Origin of the sequence: Klebsiella sp. Shm-1, assembly GCF_040804525.1 — a bacterium.
Classification (GTDB): domain Bacteria; phylum Pseudomonadota; class Gammaproteobacteria; order Enterobacterales; family Enterobacteriaceae; genus Klebsiella; species Klebsiella pneumoniae.
In genome coordinates this window covers 882,157-898,249 of record NZ_CP161823.1, presented here as the reverse complement: position 1 = coordinate 898,249, position 16,093 = coordinate 882,157, and the positions used below count along the sequence as shown (strand labels likewise).

Below are 16,093 nucleotides of genomic sequence, written 5' to 3'. Positions count from 1 at the left end.
GAAGAGCAGATATTGGCGACCCCCTCGCCCAGTCAAGCGCAGCGCAAGCCGGGAGGTTATTTACGCCGCCCCCAGACCCACAGCGCGGCAATGGCCACGGCGAATACCGCGCCAAAGCCTATCCCCACGGCGACCGGTGGAACGCCCACGCTCACCGCCAGGGAATAGAGCCCCAGCATCAGCAGCATCGCCACGTTCTCACCGAGGTTCTGTACTGCAATGGCGTTACCTGCCCCGACCGAATGTTTCCCACGCTCCTGCAGCAGCGCGTTCAGCGGTACGATAAAGAACCCGCCGAACACCCCGAGCAGCAGCAGCAGACCGAACGCCGGCAGCAGCGACTGCTGCACCGCAAAGGCTATCACCGCGATACCGATCAAAATCCCGGCCGGCATACAGCGCGACACCGTCTCCAGGGTCACCAGCTTCGCCGCCGCCCCGGCACCCAGCACAATCCCCACCGCCACCATCGCATTAAGATAGGTGGGCATGGCGTTGCTGGTAATGCCCAGCGCCTCCGGCACCCAGATCACCAGCAGGAAACGCAAGGTCACGCCAGCGCCCCAGAACAGGCTGGTGCCCATCAGCGAAAAGCGGGTTTCGCCGTTGCGCCACAGCGTCCGGCAGGCGCTGAAGAAGCTGTGCGTCATTGGCTTAAAACGCCACGACTGCCCCGGACGCGCCGCCGGCAGCCTGGGTATCCACAGGTTAGCCACTACCGCCCCGCCGTAGACCAGCGCGCAGACGATCAGCGCCGCCAGCACGTGCCAGTCGGCGAGGATCCCGCCGGCCATGGAGCCCAGCAGGATCGCCGCGATGGTCGAGGACTCCATCAGTCCGTTAGCCTTCACTAACTTATCGCCGGTGGTGAGTTCGCCGAGAATGCCATACTTGGCCGGCGAATAGGCGGCGGCGCCAATCCCCACCAGCGTATAGCCGATAAACGGATTGACGCCGAAGCAGATGCAGCCGGCGCCGAGCAGTTTCAGGCCGTTGGCCACCATCATCACCCGGCCTTTGGCAAAGCTATCGGCGAACTGGCCGACAAAGGGGGCAAAGAGGATGTAAGCGCCCACAAACAACATCTGCAAGACCGGCTGGCTCCACTCCGGATAATAGAGCTGCTTCATCAGCGCCAGGGTGGCGAAGAGAAGCGCATTGTCGCCGAAGGCCGACAGGAACTGGGCGCAGATCACCGCCACCATCCCTTTGGAGTACAGCGAAGGGTTAGTATGTACTGACTCACTCATGGGTTGTTTCCGCCTCGTCGACCATATTTTTCAGGGTGACATAGTCTGGCTTGCCGCTGCCGAGCACCGGTAGCTGTTTCAGCCAGCGTATATCTCGCGGCACCGCCAGCTCCGGTACGCCGTGCTGGCGAGCGTAGCGCAGCAGGGCTTCACGAGTCAGTTCATTATCGGTGGTAAACAGCACCAACGCCTCGCCTTTGCTGGCGTCCTGTTTAATCGCCGTGGCGTGCATTTTGTCCGGCGACGCGCCGAGGGCCACCTGCTCCACCATCTCGAGGGAGATCATCTCGCCGGCGATTTTGGCGAAGCGCTTCGCGCGGCCCTGAATGCGGACATAGCCCTGCTCGTCGAAGGTAACGATATCCCCGGTGTCATACCAGCCCGCTTCCATCTCGCCGTGCTGGTTTTCCGCCGCAGGCGCTTCCAGCACGCCGGGGTTTTCCACCCGCAGGTAGCCTTTCATGATGTTCGGCCCTTTCAGCTGCAGCCGCCCCCCTTGATCAATGCCTGGCATCGCCAGCAGGCGGGCGTCCATTCCCGGCAGGATGCGGCCCACGGTGCCGACCTTCGCCGCCATCGGCACGTTAATCGAGACCACAGGTGCGCACTCGGTCACGCCATAGCCTTCGAGAATGCGCAGGCCGAATTTATCCTGCCACAGCTGTTTGGTGCTCTCCTGCAGCTTCTCCGCCCCGGCGACCACGTAGCGCAGGCGGTAGAAATCGTACGGATTGGCGAAACGGGCATAGTTGGCGAGGAAGGTCGAAGTGCCGAACAGCACCGTACAGTTGCGATCGTAGACCAGCTCCGGCACCACGCGATAGTGCAGCGGGCTGGGATAGAGAAACACTTCCGCCCCGGTAAGCAGCGGCGTCAGCAGGCCGACGGTGAGGCCAAAAGAGTGGAACAGCGGCAGCGCCGACATAAAGCGGTCATTGGCGGTAAAGTCGGCGATAGTTTTGATCTGCTCGACGTTGGACAGCAGACTCTTATGGCTGTGCACCACCCCTTTCGGATTGCCCTCGGAACCGGAGGTGAAGAGGATCATCGCCGCGTCTTCCGGCTGCTGCTTAACCTGCGCCAGACGCGGCGCCAGCAGATGAGCAAAAATCCACAGTTTGTCAGCGAGGGTGATATCGCCTTTAAGATCTTCCAGGAATACCCAGCGCACCTGGGTCAGCTGCTCCGGCAGGTGCCAGAGTTTGCCTTTATCGAGGAAGGTGCGCGAGGTGAAAATGGTGTTGAGCTCCGCGGCGGCTATCGCGCTGCTGAGCCCTTTCACCCCGGCGGTATAGTTCATCATCGCCGGAATACGCCCGCGGGCGATAGCGCCGAAAATCACCGCCGCGCTGATGCCGGCGTTAGGCAGCATCAGGCCGATCTTCTCGCCCGGCTGGCTGTATTTTTCCAGAATGCGGGCGACAAACAGGGTTTTGGTCAGCAGCTTGCGATAGGTATCCGGCTGGAAGTTGATATCCTCCACGCAGGGTTTGCGCGCGCCGAAGCGGTCCTGCGCCGCCAGCAGCGACTCATACAGGGTTTCCCGCGGGCGCACCGCCATCCGGGCTTCCATCATGATCTGGTGCAGCATCTCCCCGGCGATCTTCCGCCGGTCGCGGGCGCGCGGCGCCTCGGGCATCGGCAGATGGGTGGGCGGCAGGAGATGCAGCTGAATACGCGGGAACAGGCGACGTTTCACCAGCCCCTTCAGCCGGCTGAAGGGTGTCAGTTCGGCGCCTTCAATACGCAGCGGCACAATGGTCGCCTGCGATTTGGCGGCGACAAAGGCGGCGCCGTCATAAATTTTCATCAGCGAGCCGCTGACCGAAATTCGCCCTTCCGGGAAAATAACCACCGGCCGCCCCTGCTCAATCAGGCGCACCAGATGTTTGATCGACATCGGCTTGGTCGGGTCCAGCGGCACAAAATCGATAATCGGCGTCAGCGCGCGCATAAACCAGCGCTGGCTGATTGAGGTATAGACCGCAAAAACCGGTCGGACCGGCAAAAACAGCGCCAGCAGAATGCCGTCGAGGAAAGAGACGTGGTTCGGGGTGATTAAGACCTTTTGCTGGTATAAAGCCTGCGTGTCGCCGGTCAGTCTGACCCGGTATAACCCCTTGAACAGCAGTCTGAAAAATCCCAAAAGCATAACAACTCCATGTGACCGGTTGATGAGTCAAAGCAGGTTACACGAGAAGGCATGGGAAAGCAGTGCAGCGGGGGGATTTTCGGAATAAAAAAAACCTGCGCATCCGCGCAGGTCGGTGTAAGACGTTCAGTACGAAGAGCGTACCTGAGAAACTCACCTATCAATACCTCTGGGATCTCGATTGTCACGTTTTTTGGCCGTAACGGGCCAGCGGGAAAACGCAAGGGAGTGAGCCTAAGTGCAACGAGGTATTACGATTTTCGCTATCTGTAACAACGCCGATAGCGGGCAAAAAAAAACCTGCGCATCTGCGCAGGCTGGTGTAAGTAAAGTGGTCAACGTGACGTTGACTCCACCTATCAATACCTCTGGGATAGCCAGAATATCAACCGGATCCGCGAACAAACCAGCGAACATTCGCAACAGCGCATCGCAAAGTGTAAGCAAAGGTTTGTATTTTCCTGCGCCGGTTTCAATTACCGATCGCGTCAATGTAAACAGGTCACCGATAAGCCCGCGCTGAATCACATTTGCGCCATTCCTTCGCCGCCGCGCCTTGAATCTGCCGCTCTTTCCCGTAACATAGCAGTATGTAAACGCTTACCCTAGAAAAGGCATGGTATGGCGACTATTAAGGATGTAGCCCGACTCGCAGGAGTCTCCGTCGCTACCGTCTCCCGCGTCATCAACAACTCTCCCAAAGCCAGCGAAGCTTCGCGTCAGTCCGTGGGCGCGGCGATGGAAACCCTGAACTATCACCCCAACGCGAACGCCCGGGCGCTAGCCCAGCAGTCAACGGAAACCGTCGGTCTGGTGGTGGGCGATGTCTCCGACCCCTTCTTCGGCGCAATGGTCAAAGCCGTCGAACAGGTGGCCTACCGCACCGGCAACTTTTTGCTGATTGGCAATGGCTACCACAACGTGCAGAAGGAGCGCCAGGCGATAGAGCAGCTGATCCGCCATCGCTGCGCGGCGTTGGTGGTGCACGCCAAAATGATCCCCGATGAGGAACTCGCCGGGCTGATGAAACAGATCCCGGGTATGGTGCTGATCAACCGCATCCTGCCCGGATATGAAACCCGCTGCGTCGCGCTGGACGACCGCTACGGCGCCTGGCTGGCGACCCGCCATTTGATCCAGCAGGGGCACACGCGTATCGGCTATCTGTGCTCAAACCACGATATCTCCGATGCGGAAGATCGGCTGCAGGGGTACTACGCGGCGCTGGAGGAGAGCGGCCTGCCGTGCAACGACCGGCTGGTCACGTTTGCCGAGCCGGATGAAAGCGGCGGCGAACAGGCGATGACCGAACTGCTTGGCCGCGGTCGCCACTTTAGCGCCGTCGCCTGCTATAACGACTCGATGGCCGCCGGCGCGATGGGGGTGCTGAATGACAACGGCATCGACGTTCCGCGGGAGATTTCGCTGATTGGCTTCGACGATGTCCTGATTTCGCGCTATGTCCGCCCGCGGTTGACTACCGTCCGCTATCCGATCGTCACGATGGCGACCCAGGCGGCCGAGCTGGCTTTAGCCCTGGCGGAGCAGCGGCCGGCGCCGGAGATCACCCATCTGTTCAGCCCGACGCTGGTCCGTCGTCACTCGGTGGTCGCCCCGCAGGAAGGCGATAAGTCATAGCGATAGAGGTGCACGGCGGTGGCCGGGTAATCCAGCCCCTCGCCGATGTAGCGCCAGCCGAAGCGTTCATAGAAATCCCGGCAGGCGGAGTAGAGATAGAGCTCCCGAAAGCCCGCGCGGCGGGCATAATCGATCACATGCCGCTGCAGTTTTCCGGCCAGCCCCTGACCGCGGGCGGCGGGCGCGACGAACAGCGCCGCCAGCCAGGGAAACAGATCCTGGCGGCTGATCAAATCGCAGCGCCAGAGGCCAATCGTGCCGAGCAACTGCTCGCCTTCCACCGCAATAAAGGTCAACGGCAGCGCCTCCGCCGTCTGGCTATGCTGCACGATGCTGGCGAAGAATTGCCGCGGCAGCGTCTCGCCGCCAAAGGCCTGCCACAGCCAGTCGGTCACCTGCGGGGCGAACTGCGGCGCAGCGTACAGCGGCAGGATCGTCATACCAGCTTCCCCTGAAAAATCGGCACTGAGTCGAACAGATAGCCGTCAAAGTCGGGGGCGTCCTCATCGGACAGCTCCAGCAGGCTGTTTTTGACGTTTTCCAGATGCTGCCACATCGCCTGCCAGGCGCCCATCACATCGCGACGCCGCAGCGCGGCGAGCAGAGTCTGCCGGTCGCCGAGCCATTTCAGCCGCCAGGCGCGGCTGGCAATATGCACATTGAACTGCTGCCACAGCGGGCTGCTGTCCATCTGCAGCCAGATCCGCTCTACCGTCGCCAACAGCATCTGGTTCTGCGTCGCCCCGGCGAGCACCAGATGGAACAGACGAGCGTTATCCTGCGCGGTGTCGTTGAGAGCGATTGCCCGCTGCTCCTGTTCAATAATCCGCTTCAGATTGTCGATATCGGCGCGGGTGGCCATTTTCGCGGCAAAGGCGGCGATGTTGCTCTCCAGCAGCTGGCGCGCCTGGAGAATTTCAAACGGGCCGACGTCGCTGCTGAGCAGCTGCTCCTCTTCGCTGTCGTTCTCGTGGGGAATGCGCATGACATACACCCCGGATCCCTGACGAATATCCACCGTCCCCTGCAGCTCCAGCATCAGCAGCGCTTCGCGCACGATGGTCCGGCTGACGCCATAGGTTTCGGCAATATGGCGTTCCGGCGGCAAACGCGACCCGACCGGGTAGCGCCCCTGCGCGATCTGGGCGCGCAGGTCATCACCAATCTCCTGATAGGGCTTCTTTTCCGGCGGAACTATCGCTTTTTCCACAAAATCACCTGTGCGTTACATGCCTGCGAGTCAAATACGCCGCTATCTTAGCAAATATTGCCCCCGGCTAGCGGTATTCATCATCGATATCCAGCACCAGTTCACGCCGTTCGCCCAGTTGACGAAACCAGTGCGCCGAGGCTTTGGCTCGCCGGGCGCGATGGTTTTGCAGATCGATTTCGATAAGCCCGTAGCGGTTTTTAAAGGCGTTCATCGGCGATACATTGTCGGTAAACGCCCACAGCATATAGCCCTGGCAGTTGGCCCCTGCCTCGCGGGCGCGCAGGGTGTGCCACAGATGTTCGCTGATAAAACGAATGCGGTAGCTGTCATCGATGACGCCTTCGCGGTTACGGAACTGGCCTTCGTTTTCCACCCCCATCCCGCTCTCCGCCACGAACCACGGGATGTTGCGATAGTCATTTTTTATCCGCATCGCCATATCAAAGATGATTTGCGGGTAGATTTCCCAGCCGCGGGAGGCGTTCATCCGCCGGCCGGGCAGCTCAAACGGCTCATAATACCAGGCCGGATGGAACGGGGTGTGCGGATGCCAGGCCCGCGACGGGGCTTTGACCCGGTGCGGGTAGTAAAGATTAATCCCCAGCTCATCGACGGTGTGCTCGCGGATAACCGCCAGATCCTCCTCGCTGGTCTCCCACGTCACCTGATGCTGCTCAAGCAGCGCGAGAAGCTCCGGCGGCCAGACGCCGTGCACCAGCGGGTCGAGGAACATGCGGTTGTAGAACAGATCGTAGATCTCCGCCGCGCGCAGGTCATGGGGGGCGCGTGAGCGTGGGTAGGTCACCTCCGGATTGAGGATGCAGCCGACGGTCCCGGGATAGCCGAGCTCGCGAAACCGCTTCACGACGCTGGCGGTCGCCAGCACCTTATGATAGTTCCACTGCATCCAGGTGCTGGTGTTCTGCTCATAGGGCCAGCGCAGAGCATCCAGATAGACCCGAGTCTGCACCACAATTGGCTCATTAAAGGTAAACCAGCGCGTCACCTTCGGGTGGTAGCGGGCAAACACCTTCTCCGCGTAGCGCACAAACAGCTCAACCACCGTTTTCGACCCCCAGCCGCCATACTTTTCCAGCAGATAGCCGGGCAATTCATAATGCTCAAGGCAGATCATCGGCGTGATGCCGTTAGCCAGCAGCGCATCGAACAGCTGGTCGTAATAGGCCGCATACTCCTCATCCACCGTGACGTTTTCATAGTCGGTCAGAAAGCGCGACCAGTTGATTGAGGTGCGGTAGTGGGTCAGCCCGGCCAGCTTCATCAGCTGCACATCTTCCTGAAAGCGGTTGATAAAATCGGTGGCCACCGCCGGGCCATAGCCGTTATGCCAGACGTGGCGATCGTTTTTGTACCAGAGATCGGGCCAGGAGTCCTGCCCTGGTTTTTTCCCGCTCCAGCCTTCGGTCTGCCAGGCGGAAGCCGCCGCGCCAAGGATAAAATCATCGGGAATGGTCATCCGTACGGTAGTCATAGGCTCCTCAGACAGGGTTGGCGGTTTGTTGATTGTCTACCTGACGCTGCGCGGCATCGGCACGGCGGGAGGCGATTTTGACGAAAGGCAGATAGATAAGCACCGCGACGACGATGCAGATAAGCTGGGTCACCACCGCCCCCATCGAGCCGGCGGTGGAGAGCCAGGCGTTGATCAGCGGCGGCGTGGTCCAGGGCACCATCACCACCGCCTTGCCGGCGAAGCCGGTCAGGGTGGCGAAATAGCCGATGCTGCCGGTCACCAGCGGGGTGATGATAAACGGGATGGCGAGGATCGGGTTGAGCATGATCGGCATCCCGAAGATCACCGGCTCGTTAATATTGAACAGCCCCGGGCCTATCGACAGCTTGGCGATCTCTTTCATCTCTTTGCGCCTGGTGGCGATCATCACCGCAATCAGCAGGCCGATGGTCAGCCCCGAGCCGCCGATGCTCATGTAGACATCCCAGAAGGGCATCGTGATGATGTTCGGTACCTCTTTCCCCTGCTCAAAAGCGCTCATATTGACAGTGATCGCTCCCAGCAGCAGCGGCTCGCGGATCGGCTTGATCATCTGGTTGCCGTGAATGCCGATCACCCAGAACAGCTGGGCGACGAACATCAGCAGCAGGATCCCCGGCAGGCTCTGCACCACCCGCTCCAGCGGCTGCTGCACCACCTGGTAGACCGCATCGTAGAGATACATTCCCGTCAGCTGGTGAAAGAGAAAACCAAAGGTGGCGATCGCGGTGGTGGTGATGATCGCCGGGATCAGCGCGGAAAAAGAGGCAGAGACGTTCGGCGGCACGGTATCCGGCATTTTGATCTTCAGTCCCTTGCGCCCCTCCAGCCAGCAGTAAATCTCCACTGACAGAATGGCGATGAACATCCCAAGGAACAGACTTCGGGTATCGGAAAACTGGCGCAGCAGGACATCTTTCACCACGTGCATCTGGCCATCGACCATCATCTCCACCGTGGTCGGCGTGACGCAGATAAAGCAGATCACCGCCAACAGGCCGGGAAACAGGCTTTTGATGCCGTTGATCCGCCCCAGCTCAATACCGATCAGAAACACGGCGCCGATATTGAGGAAGTTGAGCGTAGCGTAGTTAAGCGCGCTGGTGATCGGCTTCAGCGCCGCAAGAAAGGAGAGCGAGGAAAAGCTGGCGAGCCCATTCTTCGGATCCAGCACCATATTGGAGATCAGCACCGAAAAGGCCCCGACGATGATCACCGGCATCAGGGTAATAAACGCCGATTTGATCGCCATAATGTAGCGATAGCTGTTGAATGTCGTCGCGAAACGCCCCAGCGCGTCGATCAGTTTGTCCTGTAATGCCATAAAAGAGTACCTCAGAGTAAAGGGCTTATTGCGGCCAGGTGAACAGCCAGAGACTTTTGGCATACCAAAACATAGTCGCCAGGCAAAAATAGTTCTGTGACAGCGCTCGCAACGCGCACAGTGGTATCCCAAATATCCGATAAAATCGACATTGGCATACCAGAGTCTGTCGGCTCGTCAGTTCCTGCCAAAAGCGTGATCGCGATGGTTTTTCCGCCCCGCCCCGTCGATATGTCCCTTTTCGGTCTGTGATAAACTGCGCTTTACCACGTGAAATCAGGAATCGATGAATGGCTACAATGCTGGATGTCTCAATTCGCGCAGGCGTCTCGAAAGCGACGGTTTCCCGCGTGTTGAACGGCACAGGTCAGGTGAAAGAGAGCACCCGCCAACAGGTCTTTAAAGCGATGGAAGAGCTGGGCTACCGGCCCAATTTCCTTGCCCGCTCGCTGGCCAATCAGACCAGCAATAGTATCGGGCTGGTCGTCTCCACCTTTGACGGCTTTTACTTTGGCCGTCTGCTGCAGCAGGCGTCACGCCAGACCGAAGCCTGGGGAAAGCAGCTTATCGTCACCGACGGCCATGATACGCCGGAGCGCGAAGAGGAAGCGGTGCAGATGCTCGCCGACCGGCAGTGCGATGCGATCATCCTCTATACCCGGCACATGAGCGAGAAGGCGATCATGTCGCTGATTAACTCGATCGCCATGCCGCTGGTGGTGATTAACCGCGATGTGGCGCAGGCCCGCGAACGCTGCGTGTTCTTCGAACAGCAGGAAGCCGCCTTCCAGGCCGTGGAGTATCTGATTACCCAGGGCCACCGCGATATCGCCTGCATCACCGTCCCGATGCATACCCCTACCGGCCAGGCTCGCCTGCAGGGCTACCGCAACGCGCTGATAAAACATGGTATTGAGTGGGATCCGAGCCGGGTGAAGTATGGGGACTCGACGATGACCCGCGGCTACGAACTGTGCCGGGAACTGCTGGACGAGAAAGCCCGCTTCAGCGCGCTGTTTTCCTGTAACGATGATATGGCGCTGGGGGCGTCAAAGGCGCTGCATCAGGCGGGGCTGCGTATTCCACAGGATGTGTCGCTGTTTGGCTTCGACGATGCGCCAAGCGCGAAATGGCTGGAGCCGGGGCTGTCGACGGTTTATCTGCCGATCGACAACATGATCACTACGGCTATCGACCAGGCGATCAAGCTTGCCAATCAGCAGCCGATAGAAACGATCCCGCCGTTTACCGGCACGCTGGTGCTTCGCGAGTCGGTGACGACGGGACCTTTTTTTAAATAAGCTCTAAGGCCAGCAGCTCCTGGATGGTCTGGCGACGGCGGATCAGCCGCGCCTTGCCGCCATCAAACAGCACCTCCGGCAGCAGCGGACGGCTGTTATAGTTGGACGACATCGAAGCCCCGTAGGCGCCGGTGTCATGGAGCACCAGATAATCCCCAGGCGCCACCGCCGGCAGCAGGCGGGTCTCGACTTTGCCCCCCTCCTGCTGGGTAAACACATCCCCGGATTCGCACAGCGGCCCGGCCACCACGGTTTCGACCTGCGGCGCGGCGCTGAGATCCCGGCCATCCCCCGCCAGAGCGGTGATATGGTGGTAGCTACCGTACATTGCCGGGCGCATCAGGTCGTTAAAGCCGGCGTCAATCAGCACGAAGTGACGGCTGCCCATCTCTTTCACGCTGCGCACCTGCGACACCAGCACGCCGGACTCGGCCACCAGGAAGCGTCCTGGCTCAATCTCCAGTTTCACCGGGTGCCCCAGATGGGCCGCGATCTGCTCCCGGGCGCGGTTCCACAGGCCATAATAGTGGGCGGTGTCGATGGCCTCTTCACCTTCGCGGTAAGGAATCGACAGACCGCCGCCGGCGGAGATGGCCTGCAGATCCTGGCCAAAGTCGACGACCTGGCGCACCATCGCGCCGCACACCTGCTCCAGGTGACCATAGTCAACGCCAGAGCCGATATGCATATGGATCCCGACCAGCTGCAGCTGATAGCGACGCATCACTTCCAGCGCCGCCGGCAGGTGGCTGTACCAGATGCCATGCTTGCTATTCTCACCGCCGGTATTGGTTTTCTGGCTGTGGCCGTGACCAAATCCCGGGTTGACGCGCAGCCAGACGCGATGGCCCGGCGACACCTCGCCCAGCTGGCTCAGCATGTCGATCGAGCCGGCGTTCACCGGGATCTGTAACGCCTTCACCCGATCGAGGGTGGCGTCGTCGATCAGATCGGCGGTAAAGACGATATCCTCTGGATTCTGCTGCGGATCGTAGCCTGCCGCCAGCGCCCGCTCGATCTCCCCCAGCGACACCGAGTCCACCTTCACCCCCTGCTCACGCATCAGACGCAGAATATGAATGTTAGAGCAGGCTTTTTGCGCAAAACGCACCACGTCGAACTGGCTGAGCTGGGCTATCTGGCGGCGAATAATCTGCGCATCATAGACCCAGACCGGGCAGCCAAATTCCGCCGGCAGGCGCAGCAGGTTGTCCGCGGTCAGGTCAGTATCGGTGGCGTAAAGCGAGTGTGGCATAAGAACTCCGGTGCAGTGCGTGTGTTGGTCGCTGTTTTTTCTGATTACGCCACAGTGACAGACGAATAAAAAATATCGTTTTATCGCGACTCTATGCAAAAATGATATGGTTCCAGCCGAGCCTCACGGAGACCGCATGCCAGCCGTCAATTTGCGTCATATCGAAATCTTTCACGCGGTGATGACCACCGGCAACCTGACCGAAGCGGCGCGGATGCTGCACACCTCGCAACCCACGGTCAGTCGCGAGCTGGCGCGCTTTGAGAAGGTGCTCGGCCTGCAACTGTTTGAGCGGACCCGCGGTCGCCTGCAGCCGACGGTGCAGGGCCTGCGTTTGTTTGAGGAGGTTCAGCGCTCCTGGTATGGCCTGGACCGTATCGTCAGCGCCGCCGAGAGCCTGCGCGAGTTCCGCCAGGGCGAGCTGTCGATCGCCTGTCTGCCGGTGTTTTCCCAGTCCTTTCTGCCGCTGCTGTTGCCGCCGTTTCTCGCTCGCTACCCGGAGGTCAGCCTGCAGATCGTCCCCCAGGAGTCGCCGCTGCTGGAGGAGTGGCTCTCCGCCCAGCGCCATGACCTTGGCCTGACGGAGACCCTGCATACCCCCGCGGGCACCGAACGCACCCCGCTGCTGACGCTGAATGAAGTCTGCGTGCTGCCCGCCGGCCATCCGCTGGCGGCGCAGGCGACGCTGACCCCCGCCGATTTTCAGGGCGAAAACTACATCAGCCTGTCGCGCACCGACAGCTATCGCCAGCTGCTCGACGCCCTGTTCCTTGAGCATCAGGTTAAACGGCGGATGGTGGTCGAAACCCACAGCGCGGCCTCGATCTGCGCCATGGTGCGCGCCGGCGCCGGGATCTCGGTGGTGAATCCGTTAACCGCCCTGGACTATGCCGATAGCGGCGTGGTGGTGCGCCGCTTCAGCGTCGAGGTGCCGTTTACCGTCAGCCTGATCCGCCCTCTCCACCGCCCGCGCTCGGCGCTGGTCGACGCCTTTGTTGCCCACCTGCAGCAGAGTCTGCCGCAGATCCTCACGCCGCTGGCGTCGGTCCTGCAGAGAGCATAAAGTTGACCGCGTCTTCCGCGTGGATCGCCGCGGTGTCAAAGACCGGCAGCGGGCTGAGCTCGGCAGGCACCAGCAGGCCAATCTCCGTACAGCCGAAAATAACCCCTTCCGCCCCCTGCTCCGCCAGGGCGGCGATCGTCTGCAGATAATAATCCCGCGACGCCTCGCTGAAGGTGCCGAGACAAAGTTCGTCGAAGATGATCTGATTGATCTGCGCCCGATCGTCAGCCTCAGGGATCAGCGTCTCGATGGCAAACTGCTCCTGCAGACGACCGCGGTAAAAGGTCTGCTCCATGGTATAGCGGGTGCCCAGCAGCGCGACCCGGCGCTGACCTTTGGCGGCAATCGCCCGTCCGGTGGCATCGGCAATATGCAGGAAGGGAACCTGGCAGCGGGCGGCGATGGCATCTGCGACTTTATGCATAGTGTTGGTGCACAGGACAATGCCTTCGGCCCCCGCCTGCTGCAGCCCGACCGCGGCCTCAGCAAGGATCTCCCCGGCGCGATCCCAGTCGCCGGCGGACTGGCAGGCTTCGATGTCGTGAAAATCGACGCTGTGCAGCACCAGGTTGGCAGAGTGCAGGCCGCCCAGTCGCGCCTTAACGCCCTCATTGATCAACCGATAATAGGGGATCGTGGACTCCCAGCTCATGCCGCCTAACAGGCCAATGGTTTTCATCTTCTGCTCCTTATGTCGTTTCTGCCAGTGAAGCAAACTTGTGATCAACTTTCCACTTCTCTGGCCGCGTATTTCTTTTTCATGAAGAGTGGGATAAGTTAAATGAAACAATATTTCACTTTAACAACAGGATCGCCCGATGTTTATTTTTCATAAAGACACCACCCTTGAAGACCTCGGCAATGGCGTAACCCGCCGCATTCTGGCCCACGACGGCAAAATGATGGCCGTGGAGGTGAATTTTGCCGCCGGCGCCGTCGGCCCGATGCATAACCATCCTCACGAACAGCTCACCTATGTGCTTTCCGGCGAGTTCGAGTTCACCATCGGCGAGGAGACGCGCGTCGTCAGCGCCGGCGATACGTTGTATAAGCGGCCGGGGATTATGCACGGTTGCGTCTGCCTGCAGCCCGGCACGCTGCTCGATACCTTTACTCCCATTCGCGAAGATTTTCTTGAAGGCTAATCCATAACGGGGGCGTTCGCCGTCCCCGGTTACTGCCCGGCGCCCTTCAATAAAAAGATGCTGTCACAATCATTATCCTGGTAATAATATTTCCCGCTCAGTTAAGCCTAATTTTTCATTCCTTTCAGGCGCCCTTTACGGCCAAAATGCTTACCACCTCACCTTTTTGAAACATCGTTTCGACTTTGATCACATTTCCATCCTGATCTGCATGACGCAGAAACAAATCGCAATAAAATGAAATTAAAACGGTGTTTTATAAAAAACAGTTCAGCATAAAAAAAGGGGCTGACAGCCCTTACCTGCTAGACCAGTTAAAGAATAACCCATTAATTAACAAGGACATGTTAAGCAGAGGAAGCGTTCAGACATTTTTGCGTTGTCAGGCGTAAAAGGCCGACAGCGCGGTGTCACCGGATCCGTATTACAACTCGTAAGCCAGGTAGGTATGTATGAATGAAAACAAGCTGCTGGGATTGGCATGGATATCGCCCTATATCATCGGGCTGATCGTCTTTACCGCTTTTCCCTTTGTTTCATCTTTCTTTCTCAGTTTTACCGAGTACGACTTGATGAGCCCGCCGGTATTTAACGGCATCGAAAACTATCGCTATATGTTGACCGAGGATAGCCTGTTCTGGAAATCGATGGGGGTGACCTTTGCCTACGTCTTTTTAACCATCCCCTTAAAACTGGCTTTCGCCCTCGGCATTGCTTTTGTGCTCAATTTCAAACTGCGCGGCATCGGCTTTTTCCGCACCGCCTACTACATTCCGTCGATCCTCGGCAGCTCGGTGGCGATTGCCGTGCTGTGGCGCGCCCTGTTCGCCATTGACGGCCTGCTGAACAGTTTTCTCGCCGTCTTTGGCATCGATGCCATCAACTGGCTGGGGGAACCCTCCCTGGCGCTGATGTCGGTCACCCTGCTGCGCGTCTGGCAGTTTGGCTCCGCGATGGTCATCTTCCTCGCCGCGCTGCAGAACGTTCCGCAGTCGCAGTATGAGGCGGCAATGATTGACGGCGCCTCAAAGTGGCAGATGTTCATGAAGGTCACCGTGCCGCTGATCACCCCGGTGATTTTCTTCAACTTTATTATGCAGACCACCCAGGCGTTCCAGGAGTTTACCGGCCCGTACGTGATAACCGGCGGCGGTCCGACCTATTACACCTACCTCTTCTCACTCTATATCTACGATACCGCCTTTAAGTACTTCGACATGGGCTATGGCGCCGCGCTGGCGTGGGTGCTGTTCCTCGTCGTGGCGGTCTTTGCGTCGATCGCCTTTAAGTCATCGAAATACTGGGTCTTCTACTCCGCCGATAAGGGAGGCAAAAATGGCTGATATTCAACAGATGGCGCCGGTGATGAGCGACGCCGATCGTGAGGTCGCCCGTACGCTGCGCCGGGAAAAGGTGAGCCGGGTGGTGCGCTACGTCGTGCTGATATTCGTCGGCCTGCTGATGCTCTACCCGCTGGCGTGGATGTTCTCCGCCTCGTTCAAGCCGAACCATGAGATCTTCACCACCCTCGGGCTGTGGCCTGCCCACGCCACCTGGGACGGGTTTATCAACGGCTGGAAGACCGGCACCGAATACCATTTCGGCCACTATATGCTGAACACCTTTAAGTATGTGATCCCGAAAGTGGTGTTAACGATCATTTCCTCCACCATCGTGGCGTACGGCTTCGCACGCTTTGAGATCCCGTGGAAGAAGTTCTGGTTCGCAACGCTTATCACCACCATGTTGCTGCCGAGCACCGTCCTGCTGATCCCGCAGTACCTGATGTTCCGCGAAATGGGGATGCTGAACAGCTATCTGCCGCTGTACTTGCCGCTGGCCTTCGCCACCCAGGGATTCTTCGTCTTCATGCTGATCCAGTTTCTGCGCGGCGTGCCGCGCGATATGGAAGAGGCGGCGCAGATCGACGGCTGCAACTCCATCCAGGTGCTGTGGTATGTGGTGGTGCCGATCCTCAAGCCGGCCATTATCTCGGTGGCGCTGTTCCAGTTTATGTGGTCGATGAACGACTTTATCGGTCCGCTGATCTACGTCTACAGCGTCGATAAGTATCCCATCGCGCTGGCGCTAAAAATGTCTATCGACGTCACGGAAGGCGCGCCGTGGAACGAAATTCTGGCAATGGCGAGCATCTCCATTCTGCCGTCCATCATTGTCTTCTTCCTGGCTCAACGCTACTTCGTGCAGGGCGTGACCAGCAGCGGAATCAAAGGTTAAG

14 protein-coding genes and 1 pseudogene are annotated in these 16,093 nt (G+C 59.2%); 6 read left to right on the top strand and 9 right to left on the bottom strand.

Annotated elements, in window-relative coordinates:
• Nucleotides 1-56: 56 nt before the first annotated feature.
• The 3 genes and pseudogenes from lplT to AB1E37_RS04440 form a co-directional block, all read right to left on the bottom strand.
• Nucleotides 57-1,250: a lysophospholipid transporter LplT gene (gene lplT, locus AB1E37_RS04450; RefSeq protein WP_032448081.1), complete on the bottom strand. Its 1,194-nt coding sequence runs from the start codon at nucleotides 1,248-1,250 to the stop codon at nucleotides 57-59.
• The gene (gene aas, locus AB1E37_RS04445) at nucleotides 1,243-3,402 is read right to left on the bottom strand and encodes a bifunctional acyl-ACP--phospholipid O-acyltransferase/long-chain-fatty-acid--ACP ligase (RefSeq protein WP_002915977.1); all 2,160 of its coding nucleotides are present in this window, start codon (nucleotides 3,400-3,402) and stop codon (nucleotides 1,243-1,245) included. Before aas ends, lplT begins: the two co-directional genes overlap by 8 nt.
• 263 nt (nucleotides 3,403-3,665) lie before the next feature.
• Nucleotides 3,666-3,930, bottom strand: a pseudogene (locus AB1E37_RS04440) (hypothetical protein).
• Between the two features lie 93 nt (nucleotides 3,931-4,023).
• On the opposite strand from AB1E37_RS04440, the gene galR reads away from it, so the two are divergent.
• Complete coding sequence (gene galR, locus AB1E37_RS04435) at nucleotides 4,024-5,040, top strand: HTH-type transcriptional regulator GalR (protein WP_002915981.1); 1,017 nt, start codon at nucleotides 4,024-4,026, stop codon at nucleotides 5,038-5,040.
• Here the strand turns inward: galR and AB1E37_RS04430 are convergent.
• The 4 genes from AB1E37_RS04430 to AB1E37_RS04415 form a co-directional block, all read right to left on the bottom strand.
• A complete protein-coding gene (locus AB1E37_RS04430) occupies nucleotides 5,001-5,480 on the bottom strand; it encodes a GNAT family N-acetyltransferase (protein ID WP_004174522.1) in 480 nt (159 codons plus the stop codon). The genes galR and AB1E37_RS04430 overlap by 40 nt on opposite strands.
• The gene (locus AB1E37_RS04425) at nucleotides 5,477-6,250 is read right to left on the bottom strand and encodes a GntR family transcriptional regulator (RefSeq protein ID WP_002915985.1); all 774 of its coding nucleotides are present in this window, start codon (nucleotides 6,248-6,250) and stop codon (nucleotides 5,477-5,479) included. Before AB1E37_RS04425 ends, AB1E37_RS04430 begins: the two co-directional genes overlap by 4 nt.
• A 67-nt stretch (nucleotides 6,251-6,317) precedes the next feature.
• Entirely contained in the window at nucleotides 6,318-7,745 is a 1,428-nt protein-coding gene (locus tag AB1E37_RS04420; RefSeq protein WP_004149636.1) for a glycoside hydrolase family 1 protein, read from the bottom strand.
• Between the two features lie 7 nt (nucleotides 7,746-7,752).
• A complete protein-coding gene (locus tag AB1E37_RS04415; protein WP_004174520.1) occupies nucleotides 7,753-9,090 on the bottom strand; it encodes a PTS sugar transporter subunit IIC in 1,338 nt (445 codons plus the stop codon).
• A gap of 299 nt (nucleotides 9,091-9,389) precedes the next feature.
• Between AB1E37_RS04415 and AB1E37_RS04410 the strand changes: the two genes are divergently transcribed.
• The gene (locus AB1E37_RS04410; protein ID WP_004229436.1) at nucleotides 9,390-10,391 is read left to right on the top strand and encodes a LacI family DNA-binding transcriptional regulator; all 1,002 of its coding nucleotides are present in this window, start codon (nucleotides 9,390-9,392) and stop codon (nucleotides 10,389-10,391) included.
• On the opposite strand, the gene lysA is transcribed toward AB1E37_RS04410, so the two are convergent.
• A complete protein-coding gene (gene lysA, locus AB1E37_RS04405; RefSeq protein WP_002915990.1) occupies nucleotides 10,384-11,646 on the bottom strand; it encodes a diaminopimelate decarboxylase in 1,263 nt (420 codons plus the stop codon). The genes AB1E37_RS04410 and lysA overlap by 8 nt on opposite strands.
• Before the next feature lie 136 nt (nucleotides 11,647-11,782).
• Between lysA and AB1E37_RS04400 the strand changes: the two genes are divergently transcribed.
• The gene (locus AB1E37_RS04400; RefSeq protein ID WP_002915991.1) at nucleotides 11,783-12,709 is read left to right on the top strand and encodes a LysR family transcriptional regulator; all 927 of its coding nucleotides are present in this window, start codon (nucleotides 11,783-11,785) and stop codon (nucleotides 12,707-12,709) included.
• Here AB1E37_RS04400 and AB1E37_RS04395 read toward each other — a convergent pair.
• On the bottom strand, nucleotides 12,675-13,388 hold the full coding sequence (locus AB1E37_RS04395; protein WP_032448082.1) for an aspartate/glutamate racemase: 714 nt from the start codon (nucleotides 13,386-13,388) through the stop codon (nucleotides 12,675-12,677). The two genes, AB1E37_RS04400 and AB1E37_RS04395, sit on opposite strands and share 35 nt — an antisense overlap.
• Nucleotides 13,389-13,527: 139 nt before the next feature.
• Between AB1E37_RS04395 and AB1E37_RS04390 the strand changes: the two genes are divergently transcribed.
• From AB1E37_RS04390 to AB1E37_RS04380, 3 genes are all read left to right on the top strand, one after another.
• A complete protein-coding gene (locus tag AB1E37_RS04390; RefSeq protein ID WP_002915993.1) occupies nucleotides 13,528-13,854 on the top strand; it encodes a cupin domain-containing protein in 327 nt (108 codons plus the stop codon).
• Nucleotides 13,855-14,306: 452 nt separating this feature from the next.
• The gene (locus AB1E37_RS04385) at nucleotides 14,307-15,197 is read left to right on the top strand and encodes a carbohydrate ABC transporter permease (RefSeq protein ID WP_002915995.1); all 891 of its coding nucleotides are present in this window, start codon (nucleotides 14,307-14,309) and stop codon (nucleotides 15,195-15,197) included.
• Nucleotides 15,190-16,092 carry a carbohydrate ABC transporter permease gene (locus AB1E37_RS04380; RefSeq protein WP_002915996.1) on the top strand — a complete coding sequence of 301 codons (903 nt, stop codon included), beginning with the start codon at nucleotides 15,190-15,192 and terminating at the stop codon, nucleotides 16,090-16,092. Before AB1E37_RS04385 ends, AB1E37_RS04380 begins: the two co-directional genes overlap by 8 nt.
• The last annotated feature ends 1 nt before the right edge of the window (nucleotide 16,093 follow it).